The following is a 20,050-nucleotide window of genomic DNA, read 5'->3' as shown; positions in this document are numbered from 1 at the left end:
GCATCATTCGCCCAATACCAGCGGTCATCGAACATGACCGCTGGTTCCGTTCTCGAATGTCCGCGAAATCTCCGACTTGGCGCTGAAATTTCGAGATGGCCCAACGGACCGGTGCGTCAGCATCTCGGGCCGTTGGTAGACGTGGTGGCGAGTTCGGCGGCGAAAATCCGGGAGCAGGAATTCAAGCAGAATCGCGTGGGGCGGCTTCTGCTGAGGCGCGCGGGCGGGATCCCCGTGAAGCGCCTATCGGGTGAGGATCCGGGCCGCGGTCTTGGTGGTTGCGACCGCCTCCGAGATGCCGGCCACCGAGCCGGAGATCACCCGCATGTTCTCCGCGATCAGGGTCACCGCACCCGCCGCGCTCTGCATGTTCGCCGACAGGTCGCGCGTGACCGCGCTCTGCTCCTCCACCGCCGTGGCCGTGCTGGTCACGTGCTCCAGCATGGTGCCGAACGAGTGCTGGATCGCCTCCAGCGACGTCACGACCTGCTCGGAGATGGCCTGCACGTTGCCGATCTCGGCCGAGATCTGCGCGGTCGCCTGCGAGGCTTGGTTGGCGAGACTCTTGACCTCCTGGGCCACCACCGCGAAGCCGCGGCCCGCCGCGCCCGCCCGTGCCGACTCGATCGTGGCATTGAGCGCCAGGAGGTTGATCTGGTTCGCGATCGTCTGGATCAGCCCGACGATCCCGCTCATCGCGATCGTGGCCGTCGACAGGCTCCGCGTGACCCCGCTCGCGGAGTGCACCTGCTGATGCGTCCGGTCGATCACGAAGCGGGCCTTGGCCATGGTCTCCGAGATCTCGGTCACCGACGCGGCGAGTTCCTCCGCGGCCGCCGCCATGGTCTGAACGGCCTGCGACGTCGCGCCTGCGGCCTCGCCCGCGCCGCCCGCCTCCCGGGTCGTGCGCCCGACCGCGCCTTCGATCTCGCCGAAATTCTGCTCGATGAGGCGCCTGAACTCGCCGAGCAGCCTCACCTGGGCGGTGATGTCGGTGGCGAACTTCACCACCTTGTAGGGCCGGCCGCCGGCATCCAGGATCGGGTTGTAGGACGCCTCGATCCAGATCTCGCGTCCGCCCTTGCCGAGCCGCCGGTACTGCCCGGCTTGGTACTCGCCCCGCCGCAGGCGCGACCAGAATTCAGCGTAGTCCGGGCTCGCCTTCAGGGCCGGATCCACGAACAGGCTGTGGTGCCGGCCGGCGATCTCGGCCATCGCGTAGCCGACCGCCCTCAGGAAATTGTCGTTGGCATCGAGCACGCGGCCATCGAGATCGAAGGTGATGACCGCCTGCGACTTGCGGATGGCGTCGATCTGGCCCTTGCGGTCGGCATCCTCCAGCCTCTGACGGGTGACGTCGGTGGCGAACTTGATGACTTTGTGGAGCTTGCCGGCACGGTCGCGGATGGGATTGTAGGTGGCCTCGATCCAGATCTCGCGGCCGTCCTTGGCGATCCGCTTGAACTGGCCGGCATGGAACTCGCCACGCCGGAGCGTGGCCCAGAACTCGGCATAGGCCGCGCTGGCGCGATAGGCCGGCTCGACGAACAGGTCGTGGTGCCGGCCCTCGATCTCGGACAGGTCGTAACCGACGGCGGCAAGGAAGTTCGCGTTGGCGGTGAGGATCGTCCCGTCGCGATCGAACTCGATGACGGCCTGGGAGCGGTCGAGCGCGGCGAGCTTTGTCATGGCCTCCGCAGCGGCCCGCTTCATCCGTCCGAACATGGTCAGCCCCCCGCAGCACGCATCGGAAAAGCCGCACATGCCGCGCGCAGTCCGGGTGGATCGCCGGGTCAGCAGCTTTTGCAACCCATGGATGAGTCGGAAGGCCTAAAATTTCGCGAACACAACCGATCCGGATCGTGGCTGCCCGGAAAGCCGGCATCGGCCTTCGCCGTCCGGCTCTCCGCTGCGCGATGCGCCATCGGGCTCCGCTCAGCGCCGCAGGGCCCGCGTATCCGGTCGCCGCATCCAGCCGGGTTCGGAACCCCTGCACGGGATCCCGCGAGGCCAGCCAGGTCGGCCGGCGTCAGTTGAGACGCTGGCGCCGTTCGGCCCGCGCCAGCTCGCCCACTTCGCGGCCCAGCTCCAGCAGCAGCATGTCGATGAGCTTCAGCAGGAAGGGATTGTCAGCCTCGACGATGGTGTCACGCACCGACAGGCACAGATCGGCCGCCCGTTCGAGCGGATGATGAGCCTGCGGGGTCACCTCGCCCGCGAAGGACTCCCCGTCGAGCTTGCGGTTGGTGATGTCGATGATGATGCCGCGGCTGCGCAGGGGCCGGCCGACCGCGTCGTGATAGAACTGGCCGCGCGCCAGCACCCAGCGCACGTCGCCCCCTTGCGAGCAGGTACGGTACTCCGCAATGAGCAGGCCGGAGCGCTCGGTGGCGTCGGCGATGTACGGCACCACCCACTCGCGATCCTGCGGATGGATGCCGTCCGTATAGTGCTCCAGCGGCAAGCCGGCCTTCGACTGCTCGGGATCGACGCCGAACAGGCGTGCCAGCACGTCATCGGTGTAGAGGCGGTTGGCCGGGATGTCCCAATCCCAGGTGCCTACCGATTCCGCTGTCATCAGCTCGCTGAGGGGATTCACCCCCGCGTCGAGTGTGTAATCCGAGCCCGGCATCGATGCCCTCTCACCCCGCCTTGGCACAACCGCCGGTCGTTCCGGTCTGTTTCCCGGATCCGGCTCGTAACGTGAAAACGCAAGCGGGATCAATAGCTTTGATTGTATGCAATCCTCGGTACTGTGACGCTGCATCCGTGTTATTGTGCCGGCGCCACACCGCGGGCTGGCTGCGCCGAGGAGAAGCTGATGACCAAGCGCGAGCGTCATTCGGACGATCCTGGCTGTCGTCTCAATGCATCTGCGAAGGATGACCAGCAATCAACCAGAAGCTGTCGTGCTGATCGCCTGCGGCGGATCGAGGCGGTGCTCGGGACCCGGCTCGATGCATTGCCGAACGAAGTTCCGGCTGATGGATCAGCCGGTCCCTTGAGCCTGGAGAACCAGTCGGTCGAACTCGTACGCGCGTTCAGCCGGATCAGCGATCCGGACACGCGTCAGCATTTGCTGGATCTGGTGCTGGCGACGGCCAGGAGACTTGGCAAGGGGGATTGATTTTTGCCCATGAATTCGCATTGTCTCGTGAGATTTTATAAATTGAATATCATACGCTGCGATATATTTTATTATCTTTAGGTAATATGACGTGCTGATTTGAAGCCTGCGGGTGTTGCGACCTCGCCCTGGCCGATCGGGACGCACCTGAGCGTATCGGCTTTCCACCCGAATGCGACCGCCGGAACGATTCGCGGATGATGCGGCGGGGCGGGAGCGCGGCTAAAGGCGTGTGTCCTCCTGGAGATCACCCTGCTCCAGCCGGCGTCTCTCGTCCCGGATCACGGCCTCGATCGCTTCGAGGTCCCGTTGCACCAGGGCGAGCCGGCCGAGCGGCGCATCGCGATAGCCCGAGCGGGTGATCGCGCGACACAATTGGCGGCGATGGTGAAGGAGGCGATCACGCGCTTCTGCGGCCTCATGAAGGAAGCTGTCGGCGATCGGTGTCTCCATCTTCCGCGTCCATCCTGTGAGACGCCCTCCCTTGAGCGGCGGCCCAGATCGAACGCGGTAAGCGCCGATTGGTGCGAGCTCAGCTGCAAACATGGGTTAAGAAGCAGGACGGGTATGCCGCGGGCGCAGACCGAAGATCCGGCGTCGGGGCGCCGGCCCGTTCTCCCACTCACCAGTGACGAGGCCCTGGTCCTCCATCGTGAACAGCGCCGGATAGAGATAGCCGGCGCCGATGCCGGATGCTTCCGATAGCTGCTCCCCCGACATCGGGCCACCGACATGGAGCGCGCCGATGATGACCAGCCGGATCCGGTTCTCGATCATCTCAACCCCCGGAGCTCGCACCGGATCGCCGCGGCCTCGCGGGTGAGGTCGTCGCCGGCCGGCACCCGCGATCTTGTATGCGGACCAGCGGCACGACAGCTCGCTCATCAGCAGGAGAGGCAACGAGAAAGGGGTAGTGCTCCAGCAGGCCCGCGCGGGCTTCAGACCGCCTCGTACGCGAACAGGACCGAGATCACGGAGAGGCTCGGCAGGCCGATGAGGAAGCAGATGTCGGCCGCGCCTTCGAGCCTTGCCGAGAGGCGCTCCTCGCCCGACCAGCGCATCGACAGGTACGACGCCATCGAACTCCCGAGGAACAGGAGAGCGGTCAGGGCGGCGTATTCGTCGACGTGACTTGGACCGATGCGCTCCTCGATGATCTTCACGAGGCCGATCAGGGTGGTGCAAACCCCGATCATCGTGGCCGCGCTCGGCAGGATGTGCTGCGACAGCAGGCCGGCGCCGAGCGCGCGTCTACGCGCCATCGGACCCGGGCATCGCGCCGGCCTTGGCCTCCAGGCCTCGGACGAGCGGCTCGTGGGCGGGAGCGGGCTTGCCCCGCCCAGGGGTAAGCTGAGTGTGGTGCATGAGGATGACTCATACGGTTTCCGGATGATCGCTTCGCGATGCGGAAACCGGCCTCGCTCAGGCGCCGCGCGGGCTCGTGATACGGTTTCCGAAAGTGATCTTCCGGAAACCGTATCACTGGAGGTTGCGTGCCGCCGATGATACCCGTCGGGTCGCCGGCCGTTGAGAGGCGGCATTCCGGCGCTCAGGTCCCGGAGCAGGGCAGGCTGCGGATCGCCTCCCGGTCCGGCTTTCCCTGCTCGGTGCGCGGAACCCGCGGGACCGGAACGATCCGGAGCCGAGCCGCCCGAGATCTCCGGAGCAGTCCCAGCCGTCGCGGAAGGCCGCCCTCTGCAAGTCGGCTCGATTGCGATAGCCGCCCGCCATCGCGGGCGAGCGCACCTCGATGGCGCCGCCGACCTCCGGCTCCGGCTCCGTGAGGGTGGCGTCGGCGCTCCTGAATCTCACCTCGACGGAGGGGAGGATGCGCCCGGCGGAGGTGTCGGCCTCCGGATCGGGGAGGATGTGGTCGGCCGGCGAGAGAAGGCTGACGAGGCCCATCTCGCTCGCCCCGTCGGTATGGGCGATGATCGGGCCGAAGCGCTCGCGCTCCCGCCGACGCAGCGTCGGCGGCGCCGAGGCCCCGACATGCGTGAGGGTACGCAGGGAGGAGAGGTCGCGCCGCTCCCTATCCGGGTGGTCCATCAGCGCGAAGAGCTGCGGCTCGACGAGCGCAAGGTCGCCGATTACCGGCGGGGGCGGGTCTTCCTGGCCGGCGACGCGGCGCACATCCACAGCCCCGCCGGTCGGGCAGGGACGGTGAGCCCCGTCTCACGGTATCAGGATCGCCTGTCGCGCCAGCGCCAGAACTGCCACCAGCGCGGGGGTGTCCAGCCTTTCTCCATGGCGATCCTGACGGCCGCGGCGGTGGCCTCCTCCCGCGTGGCATAGCCGCCCGTCGTCACCTGCGCGGTGCCGTGCCCCCGGCTGCTCCAGCGAATGGTCGCTCCGTGCGTCGCCGCGGGCTGTGCAGGGCCATCGGGATTGGAGGGTGGGGATTCGGTGGACATGGGCGCCTCCCATCTCCGTCCTAAACCCGCCTGACCATGGATGGTTCGTAACCAGAAACTCACCAGACATGCATGACGGCGCCGAAACACGCGTCTCGCTGGCTCGTGCACCGAGGTAAGCAGTCCATGCCGGCGTTCAGGCGTCCGAATCGCGCGCGATGTTCCGACATGTCCGCGGGTGGAGCCTTTGCAGAACAAAGGTAGATTGGCTGGGGCGCCAGGATTCGAACCTGGGAATGGCGGTACCAAAAACCGCTGCCTTACCGCTTGGCGACGCCCCACCGTGCGGATGGCGCTTCCATAGCCGGGGTGGGCGGGCCTGGCAACCGTCCGGTTGGAGGCGGACGGGCCGCAGTGTAAGCCCGGGGCGAGGGGTGCGTGAGACCCCCCAGGGAGGATCCAGATGAGCAATGGACCGCAGAAGGTCGCGCTGGTGACGGGAGCCGGATCGGGCGTCGGGCGGGCGGTGGCGCTCGGGCTCGCGGGTGCGGGCTACGACGTCGTCCTGTCGGGCCGCCGGCCCGAGCCCCTGGCGGCGGTGAAGGCGGAGATCGAAGCGCAGGGGCGCCGCGTCCTCGCGCAGCCGACCGATGTCGGCGACGAGGCCTCGGTCGCCGCCCTGTTCGACGCTCTCGCCGAGACCTTCGGGCGCCTCGACGTGCTGTTCAACAATGCCGGCATCGGAGCGCCGCCGGTGCCCCTCGACGAACTCCCCGTCTCGGCCTGGAAGGCCGCGGTCGATACCAACCTCACCGGGGCGTTCCTGTGCACCCAGGGGGCCTTCCGATTGATGAAGCGGCAGAATCCCCGGGGCGGACGGATCATCAACAACGGGTCGATCTCGGCCTATGCGCCGCGCCCGAACTCCGCGCCCTACACGGCGACGAAGCACGCCATCACCGGTCTCACCCGTTCGACCTCCCTCGACGGCCGTGCCTTCGACATCGCCTGCGGCCAGATCGACATCGGCAATGCCGCCACCGAGATGACGGCGCGCATGCAGACCGGGGTCCCCCAGGCCGACGGCTCCGTCAAGGTCGAGCCGGTGATGGACGTGCGGCACGTCGCCGACGCCGTCGTCTACATGGCGAGCCTGCCGCTGAACGCGAACGTTCAGTTCATGACGGTGATGGCGACCACGATGCCGTATATCGGCCGCGGCTGAGCCCCGGCGCGCAGGCCCGGTTGGCCGGGCCGGCCCACATCCTGTAGAAGGGCGTGACAGGTGCCGCGGCTGCCGTGGCACCGCTCGTTTCCGGTTGCTCGGCCGCGCCCCGTCGCGCGGCCTCAGGTTCTTTCGCCCCCATGCTGATGCAGACCGATCCCACGACCGCGACGACGCGGCCCGCCGACCCCGTGGCGCGGCGGCGCACCTTCGCGATCATCTCCCACCCGGACGCCGGCAAGACCACGCTCACCGAGAAGCTGCTGCTGTTCGGGGGCGCCATCCAGCTCGCGGGCGAGGTCAAGGCCAAGCGCAACCGCATCGCCACCCGCTCGGACTGGATGGGGATCGAGAAGGAGCGCGGGATCTCGGTCGTGACCTCGGTCATGACCTTCGAATACGGCGATTGCGTCTTCAACCTCCTCGACACGCCGGGCCACGAGGACTTCTCGGAGGACACGTACCGCACGCTCACGGCGGTCGATTCCGCCGTGATGGTGATCGATGCCGCCAAGGGCATCGAGGCGCGCACCCGCAAGCTGTTCGAGGTCTGCCGCCTGCGCGACATCCCGATCGTCACCTTCGTCAACAAGCTCGACCGGGAATCCCGCGATCCCTTCGACCTCCTCGACGAGATCGAGAAGACGCTCGCCCTCGACGTGGCGCCGATCACTTGGCCGATCGGGCGCGGGCGCAGCTTCGCGGGCACCTACGACCTCGCCAACCGGCGCGTGCGCCGGCTCGACGCCGCCGACGAGGCCGGCACGGTGCCGGTCTCGGGGCTCGACGATCCGCTCTTCGACACGCTGCTGCCGGAGCGCGGCGAGGCGGATGCGTGGCGCGAGGAGGCGGAGCTGGCCGAGGCCGGCTGCAAGCCCTTCGATCTCGCGGCCTTCCGCGAGGGGCACCTGACGCCGGTGTTCTTCGGCTCCGCCCTGCGCAATTTCGGCGTGCGCGACCTGATCGACGGGCTCGCGGGCGTGGCGCCGCCGCCCCGGGGACAGTCGGCCGACCGGCGCGAGGTCGCGCCCACCGAGCCGAAGATGACCGGCTTCGTGTTCAAGATCCAGGCGAACATGGATCCGAACCACCGCGACCGCATCGCCTTCATGCGGGTCTGCTCCGGCCGGCTGACGCGGGGCATGAAGGCGCGGCTGGTGCGCACGGGCAAGCCGATCTCGCTCTCGGCGCCGCAATTCTTCTTCGCGCAGGACCGGGCGATCGCGGACGAGGCCTATGCGGGCGACGTGGTCGGCATCCCCAACCACGGCACCCTGCGCATCGGCGACACGCTCACCGAGGGCGAGGACCTCGTCTTCCGCGGAGTGCCGAGCTTCGCGCCCGAGATCCTGCGCCGCATCAAGCTCACCGACGCCATGAAGGCCAAGAAGCTGCGCGAGGCCTTGCAGCAGATGGGCGAGGAGGGCGTCGTGCAGCTCTTCGTGCCCCATGACGGATCGGGAGCGATCGTCGGCGTGGTCGGCGCCCTGCAGCTCGACGTGCTCAAGGAGCGCCTCCAGGCCGAGTACGGCCTGCCGATCGACTACGATCCGACGCGCTTCACCATCTGCCGCTGGATCGACGCCGATGCGCCGGCCGAACTCGACAAGTTCATGGCGGCCCACGGCTCGTCCATGGCGGCGGATCTCGACGGCGCGCCGGTCTTCATGGCGACCACGGCCTTCTCGCTCAAGTACGAGCAGGACCGCTGGACCGAGATCCGCTTCACCGACGTGAAGGACTACCAGAAGCGGGCGGCCTGACGGTAACGGCCGCCGGATCGCGCCGGCCGGACCCTTCAGAGCTTGGCCAGCATCGGGAAATCCGCCGAGAGGGCGGAGGTGTCCGCGGCGGCCCGCTCGCGCTTGCGCGGGCGGCCGTTCAGCACCTGCTTCAGCTTGGTCTTCAGCAGGGCCAGATCGAACGGCTTGAGGATGAAGGCATCGGCGCCCGTGATATGCGCCACGTTGATGTCCTCGAAGCTGAACGAGGTCTCGGTGAGGATGAAGGGGATGTTCACCAGCGCGTCGTCGGAGCGGATCTCGCGCAGCAGCTGGATGCCGTCCATCGGCTCCATGTCGAGGTCGGCGATGACGAGGCCGTACCGGCGACTGCGGAGCGCCTCCAGCGCCTGGGGCCCGTTCGTGACGCCGTCGACCTCGGGGAAGCCGAGACGGTTCATCAGTTCGGTGACGAGGCGAAGCAGCTTCACCTGATCGTCCACGATGAGGATCGAAGGAACATCGCTCATGGAGACCAACCGGACCTGACTACGGTGCTGCACGCATTCCGGCGCAGCGCCTCACCGGGACCACGCCACACCAGAATGATTGAGGAAGGGCTACCCCGATGCGCGGCATGCGGGTGCGCCCGGGACTCAGACGAAGAGATGGTCGATGCCTTGCTTGGCCATGGAATCGGCCTGGAGCGCCCGCGCGAGGCCGTAGACGACCGGCGCCTTGGGGGTGCCGCGCTGGAGCATCGGCAGCACGTTCGCCTTCTGGAACACCAGCTCGTTGGCGGCGACGCGCTGCGCGATGTTGAACGATGAGACGAATTCCCGCTTCACGATCTCCCGCCACTCGATGATCTGCACGTCGCGGTGGCGCCGGTCGTTCACGATGCGGGTGAAGGTGTCCTGGATCGAGGTGCGATCGCCCTCCAGCACCTGCATGAAGTAGCCCTGCTCGTAGATCAGGAAGCTCGTGATCACCGAGAACTCGTTGCGCTTCTGTGCCTGCCGGGCGATCTCGCCGAGTTCGCGCGCACGGATCGCGCCCTCCGTCGAGACGAGCGCGCGCGAGAAGTAGATCAGATGAATGAGGCTGGTCCGCTTGTTCCGCATGCGCCCGTCGTCCGGCAAGAGCCTGACCGGTCATAGGCCCTGCGCGCTCAACAGCGCGTAAACGGGGTGCCGCGCATCCGATGGAGTGCGGGACGGGACCCGGCATCTTCTGCCCCGTGGTCCGTCCGGGCCGGCATGTTCTGCCGGCCGCGTCGCCCGCGACCTTCGTGAAATCAAACACTTGGCTCTGGCACCGGGCTTGCCGCGGATGATCCGGAACGACGGGACGGGATTGTGCCGCGATGGATGTTTTCAACGCTCTGCAGACCGCGGTCTCCGGCCTGAAGGCCCAGGCATTCTCCCTGGACAACATCTCGGGCAACATCGCCAACGCGCAGACCACCGGCTTCCGCCGCGTCGACACCACCTTCGTCGACATGCTCACCGAGGAGCCGGCCCGCACGCAGACCAGCGGATCGGTGGCGGCCTATTCGCAGCTCACCAACACGCTGCAGGGCAACCTCACCGCGACCGGCGTCACCACCAACATGGCGCTCAACGGCGACGGGTTCTTCGTCGTGCGCACGCCCGGGACGGACACGGCCGGCCAGCAGACGTTTCCGACCGGCGACCTCTACACCCGCCGCGGCGACTTCACGGTCGACAAGAACGGCAATCTCGTCAACGGAGCCGGCTCCTACCTCGTCGGCCAGAGCCTCGACCCGCTGACCGGCCAAGCGACCGGCGACGGCGTCATCAAGATCTCGAACCAGGCGGTGCCCGCCAAGGCCACCACCACGATCTCCTACGCGGCCAACCTGCCGAAATCGCCCACCACCACCTCCGGATCGACCCTGCTCGGAGCGCTCGCCGGAGGGGACGTGCGCGTGCTCTCCGGCAGCGCGGCCACGCCGGCGAGCGTGGCGGCGAGCGACACCGACAGCTTCCTGTCCTCCAGCATCTCCGGCGGCTCGCTGACCGCCTACGCGGCGGACGGGTCCCCCGTGAACCTGCAGATGCGCTGGGCGAAGGTCGCCGCCGCGGAGTCCGGCACCGGGACGAGCGACACCTGGAACCTGTTCTATGCCAGCAAGACCGGCACCACCGCCGCCGCGTCCACCTGGAAGAACGTCGGCACGGCCTTCACCTTCAACGGCAGCGGCCAGATCACCGCGCCCACCGGCGGGACGCTCGCGATCCCGGGCCTGACGGTGGACGGCACCGCGCTCGGCACGGTCAGCCTCGACATGAGCGGCGGGCTCACCCAGTACGGGGCGGCGAGCGGGCAGATCACCACCAACACGCTGCAGCAGAACGGCTACGCCTCCGGCAGCCTCACGGCGCTCGCCGTCACGAGCGACGGCAAGCTCACCGGCACCTACTCGAACGGCAACAGCCTCGCCCTGGCGCAGGTCGGTGTCGTCCGATTCAACGCTCCGGACGCCCTCAAGGCGACCTCGGGCGGGAACTACGCGCAGACCGTCGATTCCGGCGAGCCGCTCACCGGCCTCAAGGGCACCACCATCGTCGGCGGCAATGTCGAGCAGTCGAACACCGACACGGCGAGCGAATTCTCGAAGATGATCATCACCCAGCAGGCCTATTCGGCCAACACGCGGGTGATGTCGACCGCCCAGCAGATGATGAGCGACCTCATCAACATCATCCGGTGACGGCGGCGCGGGAGAGCGTCTGTGCGAGGTGAGGTGGACCGATGGCCCTGAACGCGCTCAACACGGCGACGGCCGGCCTGCAGGTGACGCAGGCGGCGATCGGCATCGTCTCGCAGAACGTCGCGAACCAGGGCACGGCCGGCTACGTCAAGCGCAATCTCACGCCGGTCTCGCAGACCGGGAATGCGGGGGTCGGCACCGGCACGGTGACGCGGGTCCTCGACGCCACCGCCCAGAAGCAGCTGCGTCTCGAGACCGCGGGGGCGGCCTATACCGACCTCGTCGCCTCGGTGCAGGCGCAGATCGATGCGCTCTACGGGACGCCCGGCAGCGACGCCGCCCTCGACGGGGTCGTCAACGCCTTCGCGACCTCTCTCCAGACGCTCGCCGACGACCCGACCGCGGCGGCGAACCGCTCCGCCGTGATCAGCGAGGCCGGCCGGCTCGCCGACCGGATCGGCGAGATCGCGCGCGGCGTGCAGGACCTGCGCAGCGGCCTGGAGGGACGGCTCGGGGCCGGCGTCGCCTCGGCCAGCACCCTGCTGTCGCAGATCGCCGATCTCAACGTCCGCATCGTGGGCGCGGGCGGGAACGGCGGGGGCAGCGCGCTCGGGGCGGAGCTGCTCGACCAGCGCGACCAGCGCATCACCGAACTCGCCCGGTCCATGGATGTGCAGGCCACCGCCCTCGGCGACGGCTCGGTGACGGTGCTCACGAGTTCGGGCGTCACGCTGGTCGATCACGGCGCGGCGGCGGTGCTCAGCTTCGACGGGCGCAGCGACCTCGGGCCCTCCGCCCTCTACGGCACGGATGCGAGCACGCGCGGGGTCGGCACCATCACGGCGACCACGCCCGCCGGCGCGCGCATCGACCTTGTGGCCGACAAGGCGATCCGTTCCGGCTCCATCGCGGCGGCGCTCACCCTGCGGGACGACACCCTGGTTCAGGCCCAGCGCCAGCTCGACGACCTGGCGGCCGGCCTGTCGCGGGCGATGAGCGACAAGGCGGTGACCGGCACCGCCGCGACGGGGGCGGGCGGCAGCGGCTTCGACATCGATCTCACCGGCCTCCAGGCCGGCAACGCCGTCACGCTCGGTGTGCGGACGGCGAGCGGCGTCGCCCGCAACGTCGTCCTGATGCCGACCAACGGCAATGCCCCCGCCGCCATCGACCCGAGCCTGACCGACGACCCGACCGCGCTCGTCGTTCCCTTCGACGTCTCGGGCGGACCCTCGACCTTTGCCGACGCCATCGCCGCGGCCCTCGGCTCCGGCTTCTCCGTCGCTGCCGCGCCCGCGGGTGGGGCCGGCGCGGTGCGGATCCTGGCGAGCGGCCTCACGCTCACCGGGGCGAGCGCCTCCATCACCGTGCCGACGAGCCCGACCGACACGCAGAACGGCGCCGTGCAGATCCCGCTCTTCGTGGATTCGGGCGACGACAACGGCGTCTATACGGGCTCCTTCGAGGGCGGCGCGCACCTCACCGGACTCGCGCAGCGCCTCACGGTCAATCCGGCGCTCTCCGCCGATACGGCGCGGCTGGTGACCTACGCCGACCCGACCGGCACCGGCGACACCAAGCGGCCGGACTTCCTGCGCGACGCGCTCACGGGCACGAGCCGCACCTTCTCGGCGGCGAGCGGGATCGGCGGGGTCAGCGCGCCCCACAGCGCGAGCGTGCAGAGCTTCGCGCAATCGATCATCGACGCTCAGGGCGCGGCCGCAGCCCAGGCCAAGCAGCTCGACGAGGGCCAGCAGATCGCGCTCTCGACGGCGCAGAGCCGCTTCGCCTCGCAATCGGGCGTCAACATCGACGAGGAGCTGTCCAAGCTGATCCAGCTCCAATCCGCCTACGCGGCCAATGCCCGCGTGCTGACGGCGGCCAAGGACATGCTCGACACCCTGATGCGGATCTGACGCGATGGCGATCACCCCCTATGCCGCCGGCACCTACGCGAGCGATCTCAACACCCGCCGGCTCGTCGGGCTGAAGAGCCAGCTCAACGCCCTGTCGGGGCAGCTCGCGAGCGGGCGCGCCGCCGAGACCTATGGCGGGCTCGGGGCCGGCCGGACCACGAGCCTCGGCGCCCATGCCCAGCTCGCCAGCCTCGATGGCTACGACGCCGTCATCGACCGCGGCACGACGCGGATCAAGCTCGCCGGCGCCAGCATCCAGCAGGCCGCCACCCTGGCCTCGGACACCTGGAGCCAGCTCAGCAATACGGCGGCCCAGGTCGGCGGCTCGGCCCGCGCCAACCTGCGGAGCATGGCGGAGGGCCGCCTCGGCGGGTTCGTCGACGCCCTCAACCAGAATGCCGCGGACCAGTACATCTTCGGCGGGCGGGTGACGAACATTCCCCCGGTGGAGAGTTCCGACAAGATCCTCAACGGCGATCCGGCCGCCTCGCTCGACGGCGTCTCCCGGCTGATCGCGGAGCGCCGGAGCGCCGATCTCGGCACGCGGACGCCCGCAACGGGCCGCCTCTCGCTCGCGCGGACGGGCAGTACGGTGACGCTGGCCGAGAGCGCGGACCCGAACGTGCGGGCGAATTTCGGCTTCACCATCGAGAGCGCCGCCAGTTCCAACCCCGCGGCGATCGGGCTCGCCAGCGTCGCGGGCGCGCCGGCCTCGGCCACGCTCGCCTTCGCGAGCCAGCCGAAGGACGGCGACATCGTCCGCGTGACCGTGCAGAACGCCGATGGCAGCCAGGGCTTCGTCGACCTGACCGCCCGCACCGCGCCGGCCGCGGGCAGCCAGAACACCTTCGCGATCGGCGGCGATGCCATCCAGAGCGCCGCGAACCTGACGGCGGCCCTCGGCGGCCGGACCGTCGCCGGCGCGCAGAGCGCCGCCCCGCCGGGCGTGGCCGCCACCCTGAGCGGCGGCACCGCGGCCTCGGCGGCGCTGACGGTGGACGCGCAGCCGAGCGTCGGCGACACCGTGCGCGTGGTCCTCGGCCTGCGCGACGGCACCCGCACGACCATCACCCTGACGGCCGCGGCGGCCGGCAGCAATGCGGCCGGCACCTTCGCCCTCGGCGCCACGCCGGAGGAGACGGCGAGCAACCTCCAGGCCGCGCTCTCCGCCGCGATCGGGAGCGCCGCGGGCACCGACCTCGCGGCGAGTTCGGCCACGCGGGCCGCTTCCGACTTCTTCGCGGCCTCGTCCTCGCCGGGCCTCGCGCCGCGGCGCGTCGCCACGGATGCGGCCGGCACCGCCACCGGCTACGTCGCCGATCCGAGCGGACGCACCGTGATCTGGTATCGGGGCGACGACACCTCGACCGATGCCCGCGCGACGGCGACCCTGCAGATCTCCGCGGGCCAGTCCGTCGAAGTCGGCCTCCAGGCGAACGAGCCGGCCCTGCGCAAGGCGCTCGCCGGCATCGCGGTCGCCGCGAGCGTGACCTTCACGGACGACAAGACCGACGACACCCGCTTCTCGGCCTTCTCCGACCGGCTCATGGGCCTGCTCAAACCCGACGAGGGGCAGACCATCGCGCAGATGAGCACCGAGTTCAGCCTCGCCTCGAACCGGGTCGCGAGCCAGAAGACGCAGAACGCCGCCACACGCCTCGTCCTCCAGAACTCCCTCGACGGGATCGAATCCGTCACCACCGAGGAAGTGGCGGCGAAGCTGCTCACGCTCCAGACGCAGCTCCAGGCGAGCTACCAGACGACCTCGACCTTGGCGAAGCTGTCGCTGGCGAACTACCTGTAGCGGCGGATCAGGGGCAGACCGTAACCTCACCCCGTTTCCTGGTTCTCCCGCACTTTGCGTGGAACGGTCGCGGTGACGAAGCTGGCGCTGGCTGATTCACGGACGGGATGATCGTCCCCTCATCCCTGCCGGGCTGCGCCATCGAGAGCGTCACTCGGAGCGCTGATCACCTCGTCATCCTCGCCCATGTGCGCCGCGCTCATGCGCAATGTCCGGCCTGTGGCACGCTCAGTTCCGCCGTTCACAGCCGCTACGATCGCCGTCCCGCCGATCTGCCGAGCCTCGGCCAGCCCGTGACGCTGCGCCTGCGCATCCGACGCTTCTACTGCCGTCATCCCACCTGCTACCGCCGCACCTTCGCCGAGCCTCTCCCACGGCTGGTGCCCCCACGAGCCCGACGGACGCGCCGCCTCGCTCAGGCCCAGACCCGGATCGGGCTTGCAGCGGGCGCGGAGGCCGGTGCACGCCTGACCGGCCACCTGGGGATGCGGACCAGCCCCGATACGATGCTGCGCCTCTTGCACCGCCTCCCGCTGCCGCGTGCGGATCCACCACGAGCCGTCGGCATCGACGATTGGGCCATCCGCAAGGGACGGACTTACGGCACCCTCCTCGTTGACCTCGAACGCCGACGCCCGATCGACCTGCTGCCCGACCGCTCGGCTGTGACCGTCACCGCGTGGCTGCGTCGCCATCCCGGTATCCAGATCATCGCCCGCGACCGCTCGACCGAGTACGCCCGAGCGGCCACGGCGGGCGCCCCCGCTGCTCTCCAGGTCGCCGATCGATGGCACCTCCTCCTCAACATGCGCCAAGCCCTCGAACGCTGGCTTGGCCGTGCTCACGGCCGGCTGCGACAGCTTCCCGTCCTTCCCACAGGTGACGGCCGACAGCCGGGGGAACGCCCGCATGCCTATTGCCGCAGCGCGGCCGAGATTGCCATCAGCCGCGACAGCCGCGCTCGCCGGCTTGCAGCCTACGAGGACGTGCGCCGGCGTCATCTCGCCGGCGAGACGCTGCTGGCCATCGGGCGCGCGACGGGTCTGGCGCGTGCGACGGTACGCAAGTACGCCCAGGCCGAGAGCTTCCCGGAGCGCGCCAGGCGCCGACCCAATCCGTCTCGCCTCGACCGCTACCTCGCTCATCTGGAGCAGCGCATGGCTGAGGGGTGCGAGAACGCCATGGCGCTCTGGCGCGAGATCCGTGCCCAGGGCTTCGCGGGGACCCATCGGCAGGTGCACCGCTTCGTCGCCGAACGTCGCACGAGGCCGGCGCGGCGCACGGCCCGCAAATGGCTGTCGCAAACCGCCTCGACGAACGCCGAGGCGATCAGCGCCGTGCCAATCCCCTCTCCGAAGCAGCTGGCCTGGATCCTGGTGCAGCCCCTCGCGACACTGCAGCCGCGCGCCGCGGCTGACCTCGCCCGCATCCGGCAGGATCCTGAAGCCGCACGGATCGCCGATCTGGCGCAGCGGTTCACGATGCTCGTGCGGGCCTGTGGCCTGGGTGGCGACCGCCCGGCGGACCCTGCCGGCGAGTTCGACAGGTGGCTGCTCGACACCCAGACCTGCGGTGTCGCTGCGCTGGAGACCTTCGCGGCCGGTTTGACGCAGGATGGCGCGGCCGTTCGGGCCGCGCTAACGACGTCGTGGAGCAACGCTCAGGCGGAAGGGCAGATCAGTCGGCTCAAGATGCTCAAGCGCACCATGTACGGTCGCGCCAGCTTCGACCTACTGCGACGGCGCACCCTCATCGCGGCCTGATCCACGCAAAGTGCGGGAGAACCCGTTTCCTGGACGATTGAAGCGACAGCGGAAGGGGTTCCGGGAAAGGGGGTGGTGGGGATCGGATCGCCATCCCGATGTTTCGCCCCCTCAGCTCACATCGTCCACCCGCCGGCACGCGAAGGCCGCCGTCTCGTACGGGAAGGCGACCTCCTGCGTCCCGGCGAGGTCCGGCGTCGCCGCGATGAGGGCGCGGATCTCGGCCGCCACGGCTTCGCGCTCCGCCGCGGGCAGGGCGGCGATGAAGCTCACCGAGAGGGCGCGGTCGAGGATGACCGCCTCGGGCGGGCCGACATGGCGGTGGGGAAACCGCGTCTCGCGCAAGGGCCCGAAGCCCGGTGCCGGGAAGACCTGCCGCCACGCGCCCGTGTGGTAGCGCGGAACGTCGCCCTCGTGCCGGTTCATGATCGCGGACAGGGCCGCCACCCAGCCGACGCCCTCGTCGCGCACGTTCCAGACGAGGGCGAGCGAGCCGCCCGGACGCAGCACACGGGCGATCTCGGCGAGCGCCGCCGCCGAGGCGAACCAGTGGAAGGCCTGGGCGCAGACCACGGCGTCGACCGAGGCGTCGGGGAGCGGGATCGCCTGGGCCCGCCCATCGAGGGCCTGCACGTCCGGATGCTCCCGAACCAGTTTCTCGCGCATCGCCGCGACGGGTTCGACCGCGATCACCCGCGCATCGGTCTCGCGCAGGCAGGGCAGGAACTTGCCCGTGCCCGCCCCGAGATCGAGCACCGTCCGGCCGGGGCCGAGGCCGAGTTCGGCGCGCAGCCACGGCACGATCGCGGCCGGATAGCCCGGCCGGCCCGACACGTAGAGGTCCGGCTGCGCCGTGAACCCCGCTGCCGCGGCGCGATGGATGTCGGTCATGCTGTTGTCTCCGGGCAGGCCCGCACGGCAAGGTAGGAGGAGCGGATGGGTCCGGTCGATGTCGGAATCGGGCCGCGAGGCCCGGCGATCCTGGGCGCGGCGTGGTGGATGGAGCGGCGCATGAGGCGGTGGAAGATGGTCGCGGCGATCGGCCTGTGGGCCGCCGTCCCGGCGCCCGGGCAGGCCCTCGATCTCGACCTGCCCCGCGTGCCGGTGCTCTGCCCGGCGCAGGGGGCGGGCTTCGCCCGGATGTCCGGCACGGAGACCTGCCTGCGGATCGGCGGGCGCATGCGGGCGGAGGCCGGCACGCGGATCGCGCCTGCGCGGGACGCAACCCCGTCCGTCGGCGCGGAAGGGCGGCTCGCGATCGATGCCCGGACCCAGACCGAACTCGGCCCGGCCCGCACCTATATCCGCCTGCGCGCCGGCTCCGGCGCGCCCTGATCACAGGCTGCGCGAGAGGACGAGGGGTGTCGCCCGCACCGCGCCGTAGGGCGAGGGCGCCGGGCGCTGGGCCCCGTAGCCCTGCGGCTGCGCGGCCCGGGCGAGTTCGCTCGACAGCGACTTCATCAAGCTCTCGGACACGGCGCGGGCGGTGGCGAGCACCGTCTGGTTCGTCTCCACGATGGCGGCGAAGCGCCGATGCGCCTCGCGCAACGCCGCGACCCCCGCGGGCGCGAAGCGGGCGAGGGCGACCGCGTTGGCCTTCACCGTCTCCAGACCCTGGAGATAGGCGCCAGCGAGGGCGGCCTTGCGCGCCTCGTCCGCGAGGCCCTCGCGCAGACGGCCAGCGCGGATATGGGCGCTCTCGTGCTCCAGCACGCCTTCGAGCTCCTCCATCCGGCGCAGCGTCTCGGCCACCAGCCGTTCGGCGCCGGCGGCATCGGCCACGGGCTCAGGCCGCGGCGGCATGGCCGGCCTCCTGCATCCGCAGCATCTCGCGCATCACCTGATCGCCGATCCCGACGCCGCCGCTCTTCACGATGCCCTGGGCGTATTCCTTGTTGAGCATCGAGCGGTAGACCCCGCCGCCCGTGCCGTTCTCGCCGAGCGGGCCGTCCGTGCCGGTCGAGCCGTTGAGCTTGTCGAGGGTCTGCTCCAGGAACATCGATTCGAAGTCCTGGGCGGTCTTCTTGACCTTGTCGGTCGAGCCGGTGGCGGCGGAGAGCGCCGAACCGGCGACGCCGGCGAGCGCCTGACCGGCGGCGATCGCGGTGGTGGCGGCGAGGGGAGCGAGAGGCAGCATCCGGATCGTCTCCTTGGTGGGTCAGTGGGGGTGGGTCAGCGGGGGCCACGTCAGCGCGGGTCACATCACGTCGATGTCGGCCTGGAGGGCGCCCGCGGCCTTGATGGCCTGCAGGATCGAGATCAGGTCGCGCGGGCCGATGCCGAGGGCGTTGAGCCCGTCGACCAGCTCGCGCAGGCTCACCCCCTCCTTGACGAGGGCGAGCTTGTTCTTGTCGCCGGTATCGACCTTGAGGGCGGTGCGCGGCACCACCACGGTGGCGCCATTGGACAGGGGCTCGGGCTGGCTGACCTGCGGCTGCTCGGCGATGGTGACCGTGAGGTTGCCCTGGGCCACCGCCACCGTGGAGACGCGCACGTCGCGGCCCATCACGATGATGCCCGAGCGCTCGTCGATGACCACGCGGGCGGTCTGGTCGGGCTCGACCTTGAGCTGCTCGATCTCGGTCAGCAGCCGGATCATGTTGCCCTGGTAGCGCGCCGGCACCTGCAAGGTGACCGTCGAGGGGTCGGTGGGCTCGGCGGTGTCGGCCCCCATGAAGTCGTTGATCGCCGAGGCGATGCGCTTCGAGGTGGTGAGATCGGGATTGCGCAGCGAGAGCCGCAGCGCGCGCTGCTGGTTGAGCTTGAACTCGATCTCGCGCTCGATCATGGCGCCGTTGGCGATGCGCCCGTTGGTGGGCACGCCGCGGGTGATCTTGGCCGCGTCGCCCTCCGCCTGGAAACCCGCGATGGCGAGCGACCCCTGCGCGAGGGCGTAGACCTCCCCGTCCGCGCCGAGGAGCGGCGTGACCAGCAGCGTCCCGCCCTGGAGCGACTTGGCGTCGCCGAGGGAGGAGACCGTGACGTCGATCCGCGTGCCCTGGGTGGCGAAGGGCGGCAGGTTCGCCGTCACCATCACGGCGGCGAGATTGGCGGTGCGCATCGTCGCCCCGCGGGTGTTGACCCCGAGCCGCTCCAGCATCGCCTGCACCGACTGCTTGGTGAAGGGCACGTTGTTGAGCGTGTCGCCCGTGCCGTTGAGGCCGACCACGATGCCGTAGCCGACGAGCTGGTTCGGCCGCACGCCCTCGATCGTGGCGAGATCCTTCACCCGCGACAGGGCGAGGCTCGGCGCGGCGCCGAGGAGGATCGCGAGGAGCGACAGCAGGACGAGGAGGAGCGGACGGCGCATCGGGTATGGGGTTCCGGGCGGGCTGCCCCCGACGCTGCCAGGAACATGCCAAGCGGGTGGCCACGCCATGTCTTTGACAAGGCGCATGATTTT

22 protein-coding genes and 1 tRNA gene are annotated in these 20,050 nt (G+C 69.7%); 9 read left to right on the top strand and 14 right to left on the bottom strand.

Annotated elements, in window-relative coordinates:
- Positions 1-243: 243 nt before the first annotated feature.
- Together ACE101_RS21120 and ACE101_RS21115 are read right to left on the bottom strand one after the other, a co-directional pair.
- On the bottom strand, positions 244-1,725 hold the full coding sequence (locus ACE101_RS21120; protein WP_379138827.1) for a methyl-accepting chemotaxis protein: 1,482 nt from the start codon (positions 1,723-1,725) through the stop codon (positions 244-246).
- A gap of 304 nt (positions 1,726-2,029) precedes the next feature.
- On the bottom strand, positions 2,030-2,632 hold the full coding sequence (locus ACE101_RS21115; protein ID WP_379133682.1) for a PAS domain-containing protein: 603 nt from the start codon (positions 2,630-2,632) through the stop codon (positions 2,030-2,032).
- A gap of 189 nt (positions 2,633-2,821) precedes the next feature.
- On the opposite strand from ACE101_RS21115, the gene ACE101_RS21110 reads away from it, so the two are divergent.
- Positions 2,822-3,127: a hypothetical protein gene (locus ACE101_RS21110; protein WP_379133679.1), complete on the top strand. Its 306-nt coding sequence runs from the start codon at positions 2,822-2,824 to the stop codon at positions 3,125-3,127.
- Between the two features lie 222 nt (positions 3,128-3,349).
- Here ACE101_RS21110 and ACE101_RS21105 read toward each other — a convergent pair whose 3' ends face one another.
- The 4 genes from ACE101_RS21105 to ACE101_RS21090 form a co-directional block, all read right to left on the bottom strand.
- Positions 3,350-3,580: a hypothetical protein gene (locus tag ACE101_RS21105; RefSeq protein ID WP_379133677.1), complete on the bottom strand. Its 231-nt coding sequence runs from the start codon at positions 3,578-3,580 to the stop codon at positions 3,350-3,352.
- Positions 3,581-3,676: 96 nt separating this feature from the next.
- A complete protein-coding gene (locus ACE101_RS21100; protein WP_379133674.1) occupies positions 3,677-3,904 on the bottom strand; it encodes a PadR family transcriptional regulator in 228 nt (75 codons plus the stop codon).
- A 161-nt stretch (positions 3,905-4,065) separates the two neighbouring features.
- A complete protein-coding gene (locus ACE101_RS21095; protein WP_379133671.1) occupies positions 4,066-4,389 on the bottom strand; it encodes a hypothetical protein in 324 nt (107 codons plus the stop codon).
- A gap of 217 nt (positions 4,390-4,606) precedes the next feature.
- Positions 4,607-5,260: an AMP-binding protein gene (locus tag ACE101_RS21090; protein WP_502361937.1), complete on the bottom strand. Its 654-nt coding sequence runs from the start codon at positions 5,258-5,260 to the stop codon at positions 4,607-4,609.
- Between ACE101_RS21090 and ACE101_RS31700 the strand changes: the two genes are divergently transcribed.
- A complete protein-coding gene (locus ACE101_RS31700) occupies positions 5,168-5,422 on the top strand; it encodes an FAD-dependent monooxygenase (protein ID WP_502361933.1) in 255 nt (84 codons plus the stop codon). The two genes, ACE101_RS21090 and ACE101_RS31700, sit on opposite strands and share 93 nt — an antisense overlap.
- Here ACE101_RS31700 and ACE101_RS21080 read toward each other — a convergent pair.
- Together ACE101_RS21080 and ACE101_RS21075 are read right to left on the bottom strand one after the other, a co-directional pair.
- Positions 5,311-5,541: a hypothetical protein gene (locus ACE101_RS21080; RefSeq protein WP_379139073.1), complete on the bottom strand. Its 231-nt coding sequence runs from the start codon at positions 5,539-5,541 to the stop codon at positions 5,311-5,313. The two genes, ACE101_RS31700 and ACE101_RS21080, sit on opposite strands and share 112 nt — an antisense overlap.
- A 206-nt stretch (positions 5,542-5,747) precedes the next feature.
- Positions 5,748-5,822: transfer RNA gene (locus tag ACE101_RS21075), tRNA-Gln, on the bottom strand.
- Positions 5,823-5,944: 122 nt separating this feature from the next.
- On the opposite strand from ACE101_RS21075, the gene ACE101_RS21070 reads away from it, so the two are divergent.
- Both ACE101_RS21070 and ACE101_RS21065 read left to right on the top strand, forming a co-directional pair.
- Positions 5,945-6,706 carry an SDR family oxidoreductase gene (locus ACE101_RS21070; RefSeq protein WP_379133666.1) on the top strand — a complete coding sequence of 254 codons (762 nt, stop codon included), beginning with the start codon at positions 5,945-5,947 and terminating at the stop codon, positions 6,704-6,706.
- Positions 6,707-6,846: 140 nt separating this feature from the next.
- On the top strand, positions 6,847-8,469 hold the full coding sequence (locus ACE101_RS21065; protein ID WP_379133664.1) for a peptide chain release factor 3: 1,623 nt from the start codon (positions 6,847-6,849) through the stop codon (positions 8,467-8,469).
- A 35-nt stretch (positions 8,470-8,504) separates the two neighbouring features.
- On the opposite strand, the gene ACE101_RS21060 is transcribed toward ACE101_RS21065, so the two are convergent.
- Both ACE101_RS21060 and ACE101_RS21055 read right to left on the bottom strand, forming a co-directional pair.
- Positions 8,505-8,957, bottom strand: a complete 453-nt coding sequence (locus ACE101_RS21060; protein WP_379133661.1) for a response regulator — start codon at positions 8,955-8,957, stop codon at positions 8,505-8,507.
- A 126-nt stretch (positions 8,958-9,083) separates the two neighbouring features.
- Entirely contained in the window at positions 9,084-9,551 is a 468-nt protein-coding gene (locus ACE101_RS21055) for a BLUF domain-containing protein (RefSeq protein ID WP_379133659.1), read from the bottom strand.
- Between the two features lie 242 nt (positions 9,552-9,793).
- Here ACE101_RS21055 and ACE101_RS21050 point away from each other — a divergent pair, with 242 nt between their 5' ends.
- The 4 genes from ACE101_RS21050 (at position 9,794) to ACE101_RS21035 (ending at position 16,647) form a co-directional block, all read left to right on the top strand.
- The gene (locus ACE101_RS21050) at positions 9,794-11,164 is read left to right on the top strand and encodes a flagellar hook protein FlgE (protein ID WP_379133656.1); all 1,371 of its coding nucleotides are present in this window, start codon (positions 9,794-9,796) and stop codon (positions 11,162-11,164) included.
- Positions 11,165-11,205: 41 nt separating this feature from the next.
- A complete protein-coding gene (flgK, locus tag ACE101_RS21045) occupies positions 11,206-13,080 on the top strand; it encodes a flagellar hook-associated protein FlgK (protein WP_379133653.1) in 1,875 nt (624 codons plus the stop codon).
- Between the two features lie 4 nt (positions 13,081-13,084).
- Positions 13,085-14,884 carry a hypothetical protein gene (locus ACE101_RS21040; protein ID WP_379133650.1) on the top strand — a complete coding sequence of 600 codons (1,800 nt, stop codon included), beginning with the start codon at positions 13,085-13,087 and terminating at the stop codon, positions 14,882-14,884.
- 107 nt (positions 14,885-14,991) lie between these two features.
- Positions 14,992-16,647, top strand: a complete 1,656-nt coding sequence (locus ACE101_RS21035) for an ISL3 family transposase (protein ID WP_379127565.1) — start codon at positions 14,992-14,994, stop codon at positions 16,645-16,647.
- 111 nt (positions 16,648-16,758) lie between these two features.
- Here the strand turns inward: ACE101_RS21035 and ACE101_RS21030 are convergent, their stop codons facing one another.
- A complete protein-coding gene (locus ACE101_RS21030) occupies positions 16,759-17,538 on the bottom strand; it encodes a class I SAM-dependent methyltransferase (protein WP_379133647.1) in 780 nt (259 codons plus the stop codon).
- Positions 17,539-17,658: 120 nt separating this feature from the next.
- On the opposite strand from ACE101_RS21030, the gene ACE101_RS21025 reads away from it, so the two are divergent.
- Entirely contained in the window at positions 17,659-17,982 is a 324-nt protein-coding gene (locus tag ACE101_RS21025) for a porin (protein WP_379133644.1), read from the top strand.
- On the opposite strand, the gene ACE101_RS21020 is transcribed toward ACE101_RS21025, so the two are convergent.
- Genes ACE101_RS21020 through ACE101_RS21010 form a run of 3 tightly spaced genes read right to left on the bottom strand, consistent with a single transcriptional unit; the run spans position 17,983 to position 19,957 of the window.
- Positions 17,983-18,450 carry a hypothetical protein gene (locus tag ACE101_RS21020; protein WP_379133641.1) on the bottom strand — a complete coding sequence of 156 codons (468 nt, stop codon included), beginning with the start codon at positions 18,448-18,450 and terminating at the stop codon, positions 17,983-17,985.
- Positions 18,434-18,784 (bottom strand): rod-binding protein, encoded by a 351-nt coding sequence (locus ACE101_RS21015; protein ID WP_379133640.1) that lies wholly within the window; start codon positions 18,782-18,784, stop codon positions 18,434-18,436. The genes ACE101_RS21020 and ACE101_RS21015 overlap by 17 nt, the downstream gene beginning before the upstream one ends.
- A 60-nt stretch (positions 18,785-18,844) precedes the next feature.
- The gene (locus ACE101_RS21010; RefSeq protein ID WP_379133638.1) at positions 18,845-19,957 is read right to left on the bottom strand and encodes a flagellar basal body P-ring protein FlgI; all 1,113 of its coding nucleotides are present in this window, start codon (positions 19,955-19,957) and stop codon (positions 18,845-18,847) included.
- Between the last annotated feature and the right edge of the window lie 93 nt (positions 19,958-20,050).

The organism is Methylobacterium carpenticola, assembly GCF_042748905.1.
Classification (GTDB): domain Bacteria; phylum Pseudomonadota; class Alphaproteobacteria; order Rhizobiales; family Beijerinckiaceae; genus Methylobacterium; species Methylobacterium carpenticola.
The sequence above is the reverse complement of the archived record's forward strand: the minus strand, read 5'-3'. Positions and strand labels throughout refer to the sequence as shown.

Bases quoted from the DNA above. Each gene is read 5' to 3' on its own strand.
- ACE101_RS21035 (WP_379127565.1), top strand. From the start codon at position 14,992: ATGATCGTCCCCTCATCCCTGCCGGGCTGCGCCATCGAGAGCGTCACT.
- ACE101_RS21055 (WP_379133659.1), bottom strand. From the start codon at position 9,551: ATGCGGAACAAGCGGACCAGCCTCATTCATCTGATCTACTTCTCGCGC.
- ACE101_RS21095 (WP_379133671.1), bottom strand. From the start codon at position 4,389: ATGGCGCGTAGACGCGCGCTCGGCGCCGGCCTGCTGTCGCAGCACATC.
- ACE101_RS21030 (WP_379133647.1), bottom strand. From the start codon at position 17,538: ATGACCGACATCCATCGCGCCGCGGCAGCGGGGTTCACGGCGCAGCCG.
- ACE101_RS21110 (WP_379133679.1), top strand. From the start codon at position 2,822: ATGACCAAGCGCGAGCGTCATTCGGACGATCCTGGCTGTCGTCTCAAT.
- ACE101_RS21010 (WP_379133638.1), bottom strand. From the start codon at position 19,957: ATGCGCCGTCCGCTCCTCCTCGTCCTGCTGTCGCTCCTCGCGATCCTC.
- ACE101_RS21100 (WP_379133674.1), bottom strand. From the start codon at position 3,904: ATGATCGAGAACCGGATCCGGCTGGTCATCATCGGCGCGCTCCATGTC.
- ACE101_RS21020 (WP_379133641.1), bottom strand. From the start codon at position 18,450: ATGCCGCCGCGGCCTGAGCCCGTGGCCGATGCCGCCGGCGCCGAACGG.
- ACE101_RS21060 (WP_379133661.1), bottom strand. From the start codon at position 8,957: ATGAGCGATGTTCCTTCGATCCTCATCGTGGACGATCAGGTGAAGCTG.
- ACE101_RS21070 (WP_379133666.1), top strand. From the start codon at position 5,945: ATGAGCAATGGACCGCAGAAGGTCGCGCTGGTGACGGGAGCCGGATCG.
- ACE101_RS21025 (WP_379133644.1), top strand. From the start codon at position 17,659: ATGAGGCGGTGGAAGATGGTCGCGGCGATCGGCCTGTGGGCCGCCGTC.
- ACE101_RS21040 (WP_379133650.1), top strand. From the start codon at position 13,085: ATGGCGATCACCCCCTATGCCGCCGGCACCTACGCGAGCGATCTCAAC.
- ACE101_RS21050 (WP_379133656.1), top strand. From the start codon at position 9,794: ATGGATGTTTTCAACGCTCTGCAGACCGCGGTCTCCGGCCTGAAGGCC.
- ACE101_RS21080 (WP_379139073.1), bottom strand. From the start codon at position 5,541: ATGTCCACCGAATCCCCACCCTCCAATCCCGATGGCCCTGCACAGCCC.
- ACE101_RS21120 (WP_379138827.1), bottom strand. From the start codon at position 1,725: ATGTTCGGACGGATGAAGCGGGCCGCTGCGGAGGCCATGACAAAGCTC.
- ACE101_RS21065 (WP_379133664.1), top strand. From the start codon at position 6,847: ATGCTGATGCAGACCGATCCCACGACCGCGACGACGCGGCCCGCCGAC.
- ACE101_RS21015 (WP_379133640.1), bottom strand. From the start codon at position 18,784: ATGCTGCCTCTCGCTCCCCTCGCCGCCACCACCGCGATCGCCGCCGGT.
- flgK (WP_379133653.1), top strand. From the start codon at position 11,206: ATGGCCCTGAACGCGCTCAACACGGCGACGGCCGGCCTGCAGGTGACG.
- ACE101_RS21115 (WP_379133682.1), bottom strand. From the start codon at position 2,632: ATGCCGGGCTCGGATTACACACTCGACGCGGGGGTGAATCCCCTCAGC.
- ACE101_RS21105 (WP_379133677.1), bottom strand. From the start codon at position 3,580: ATGGAGACACCGATCGCCGACAGCTTCCTTCATGAGGCCGCAGAAGCG.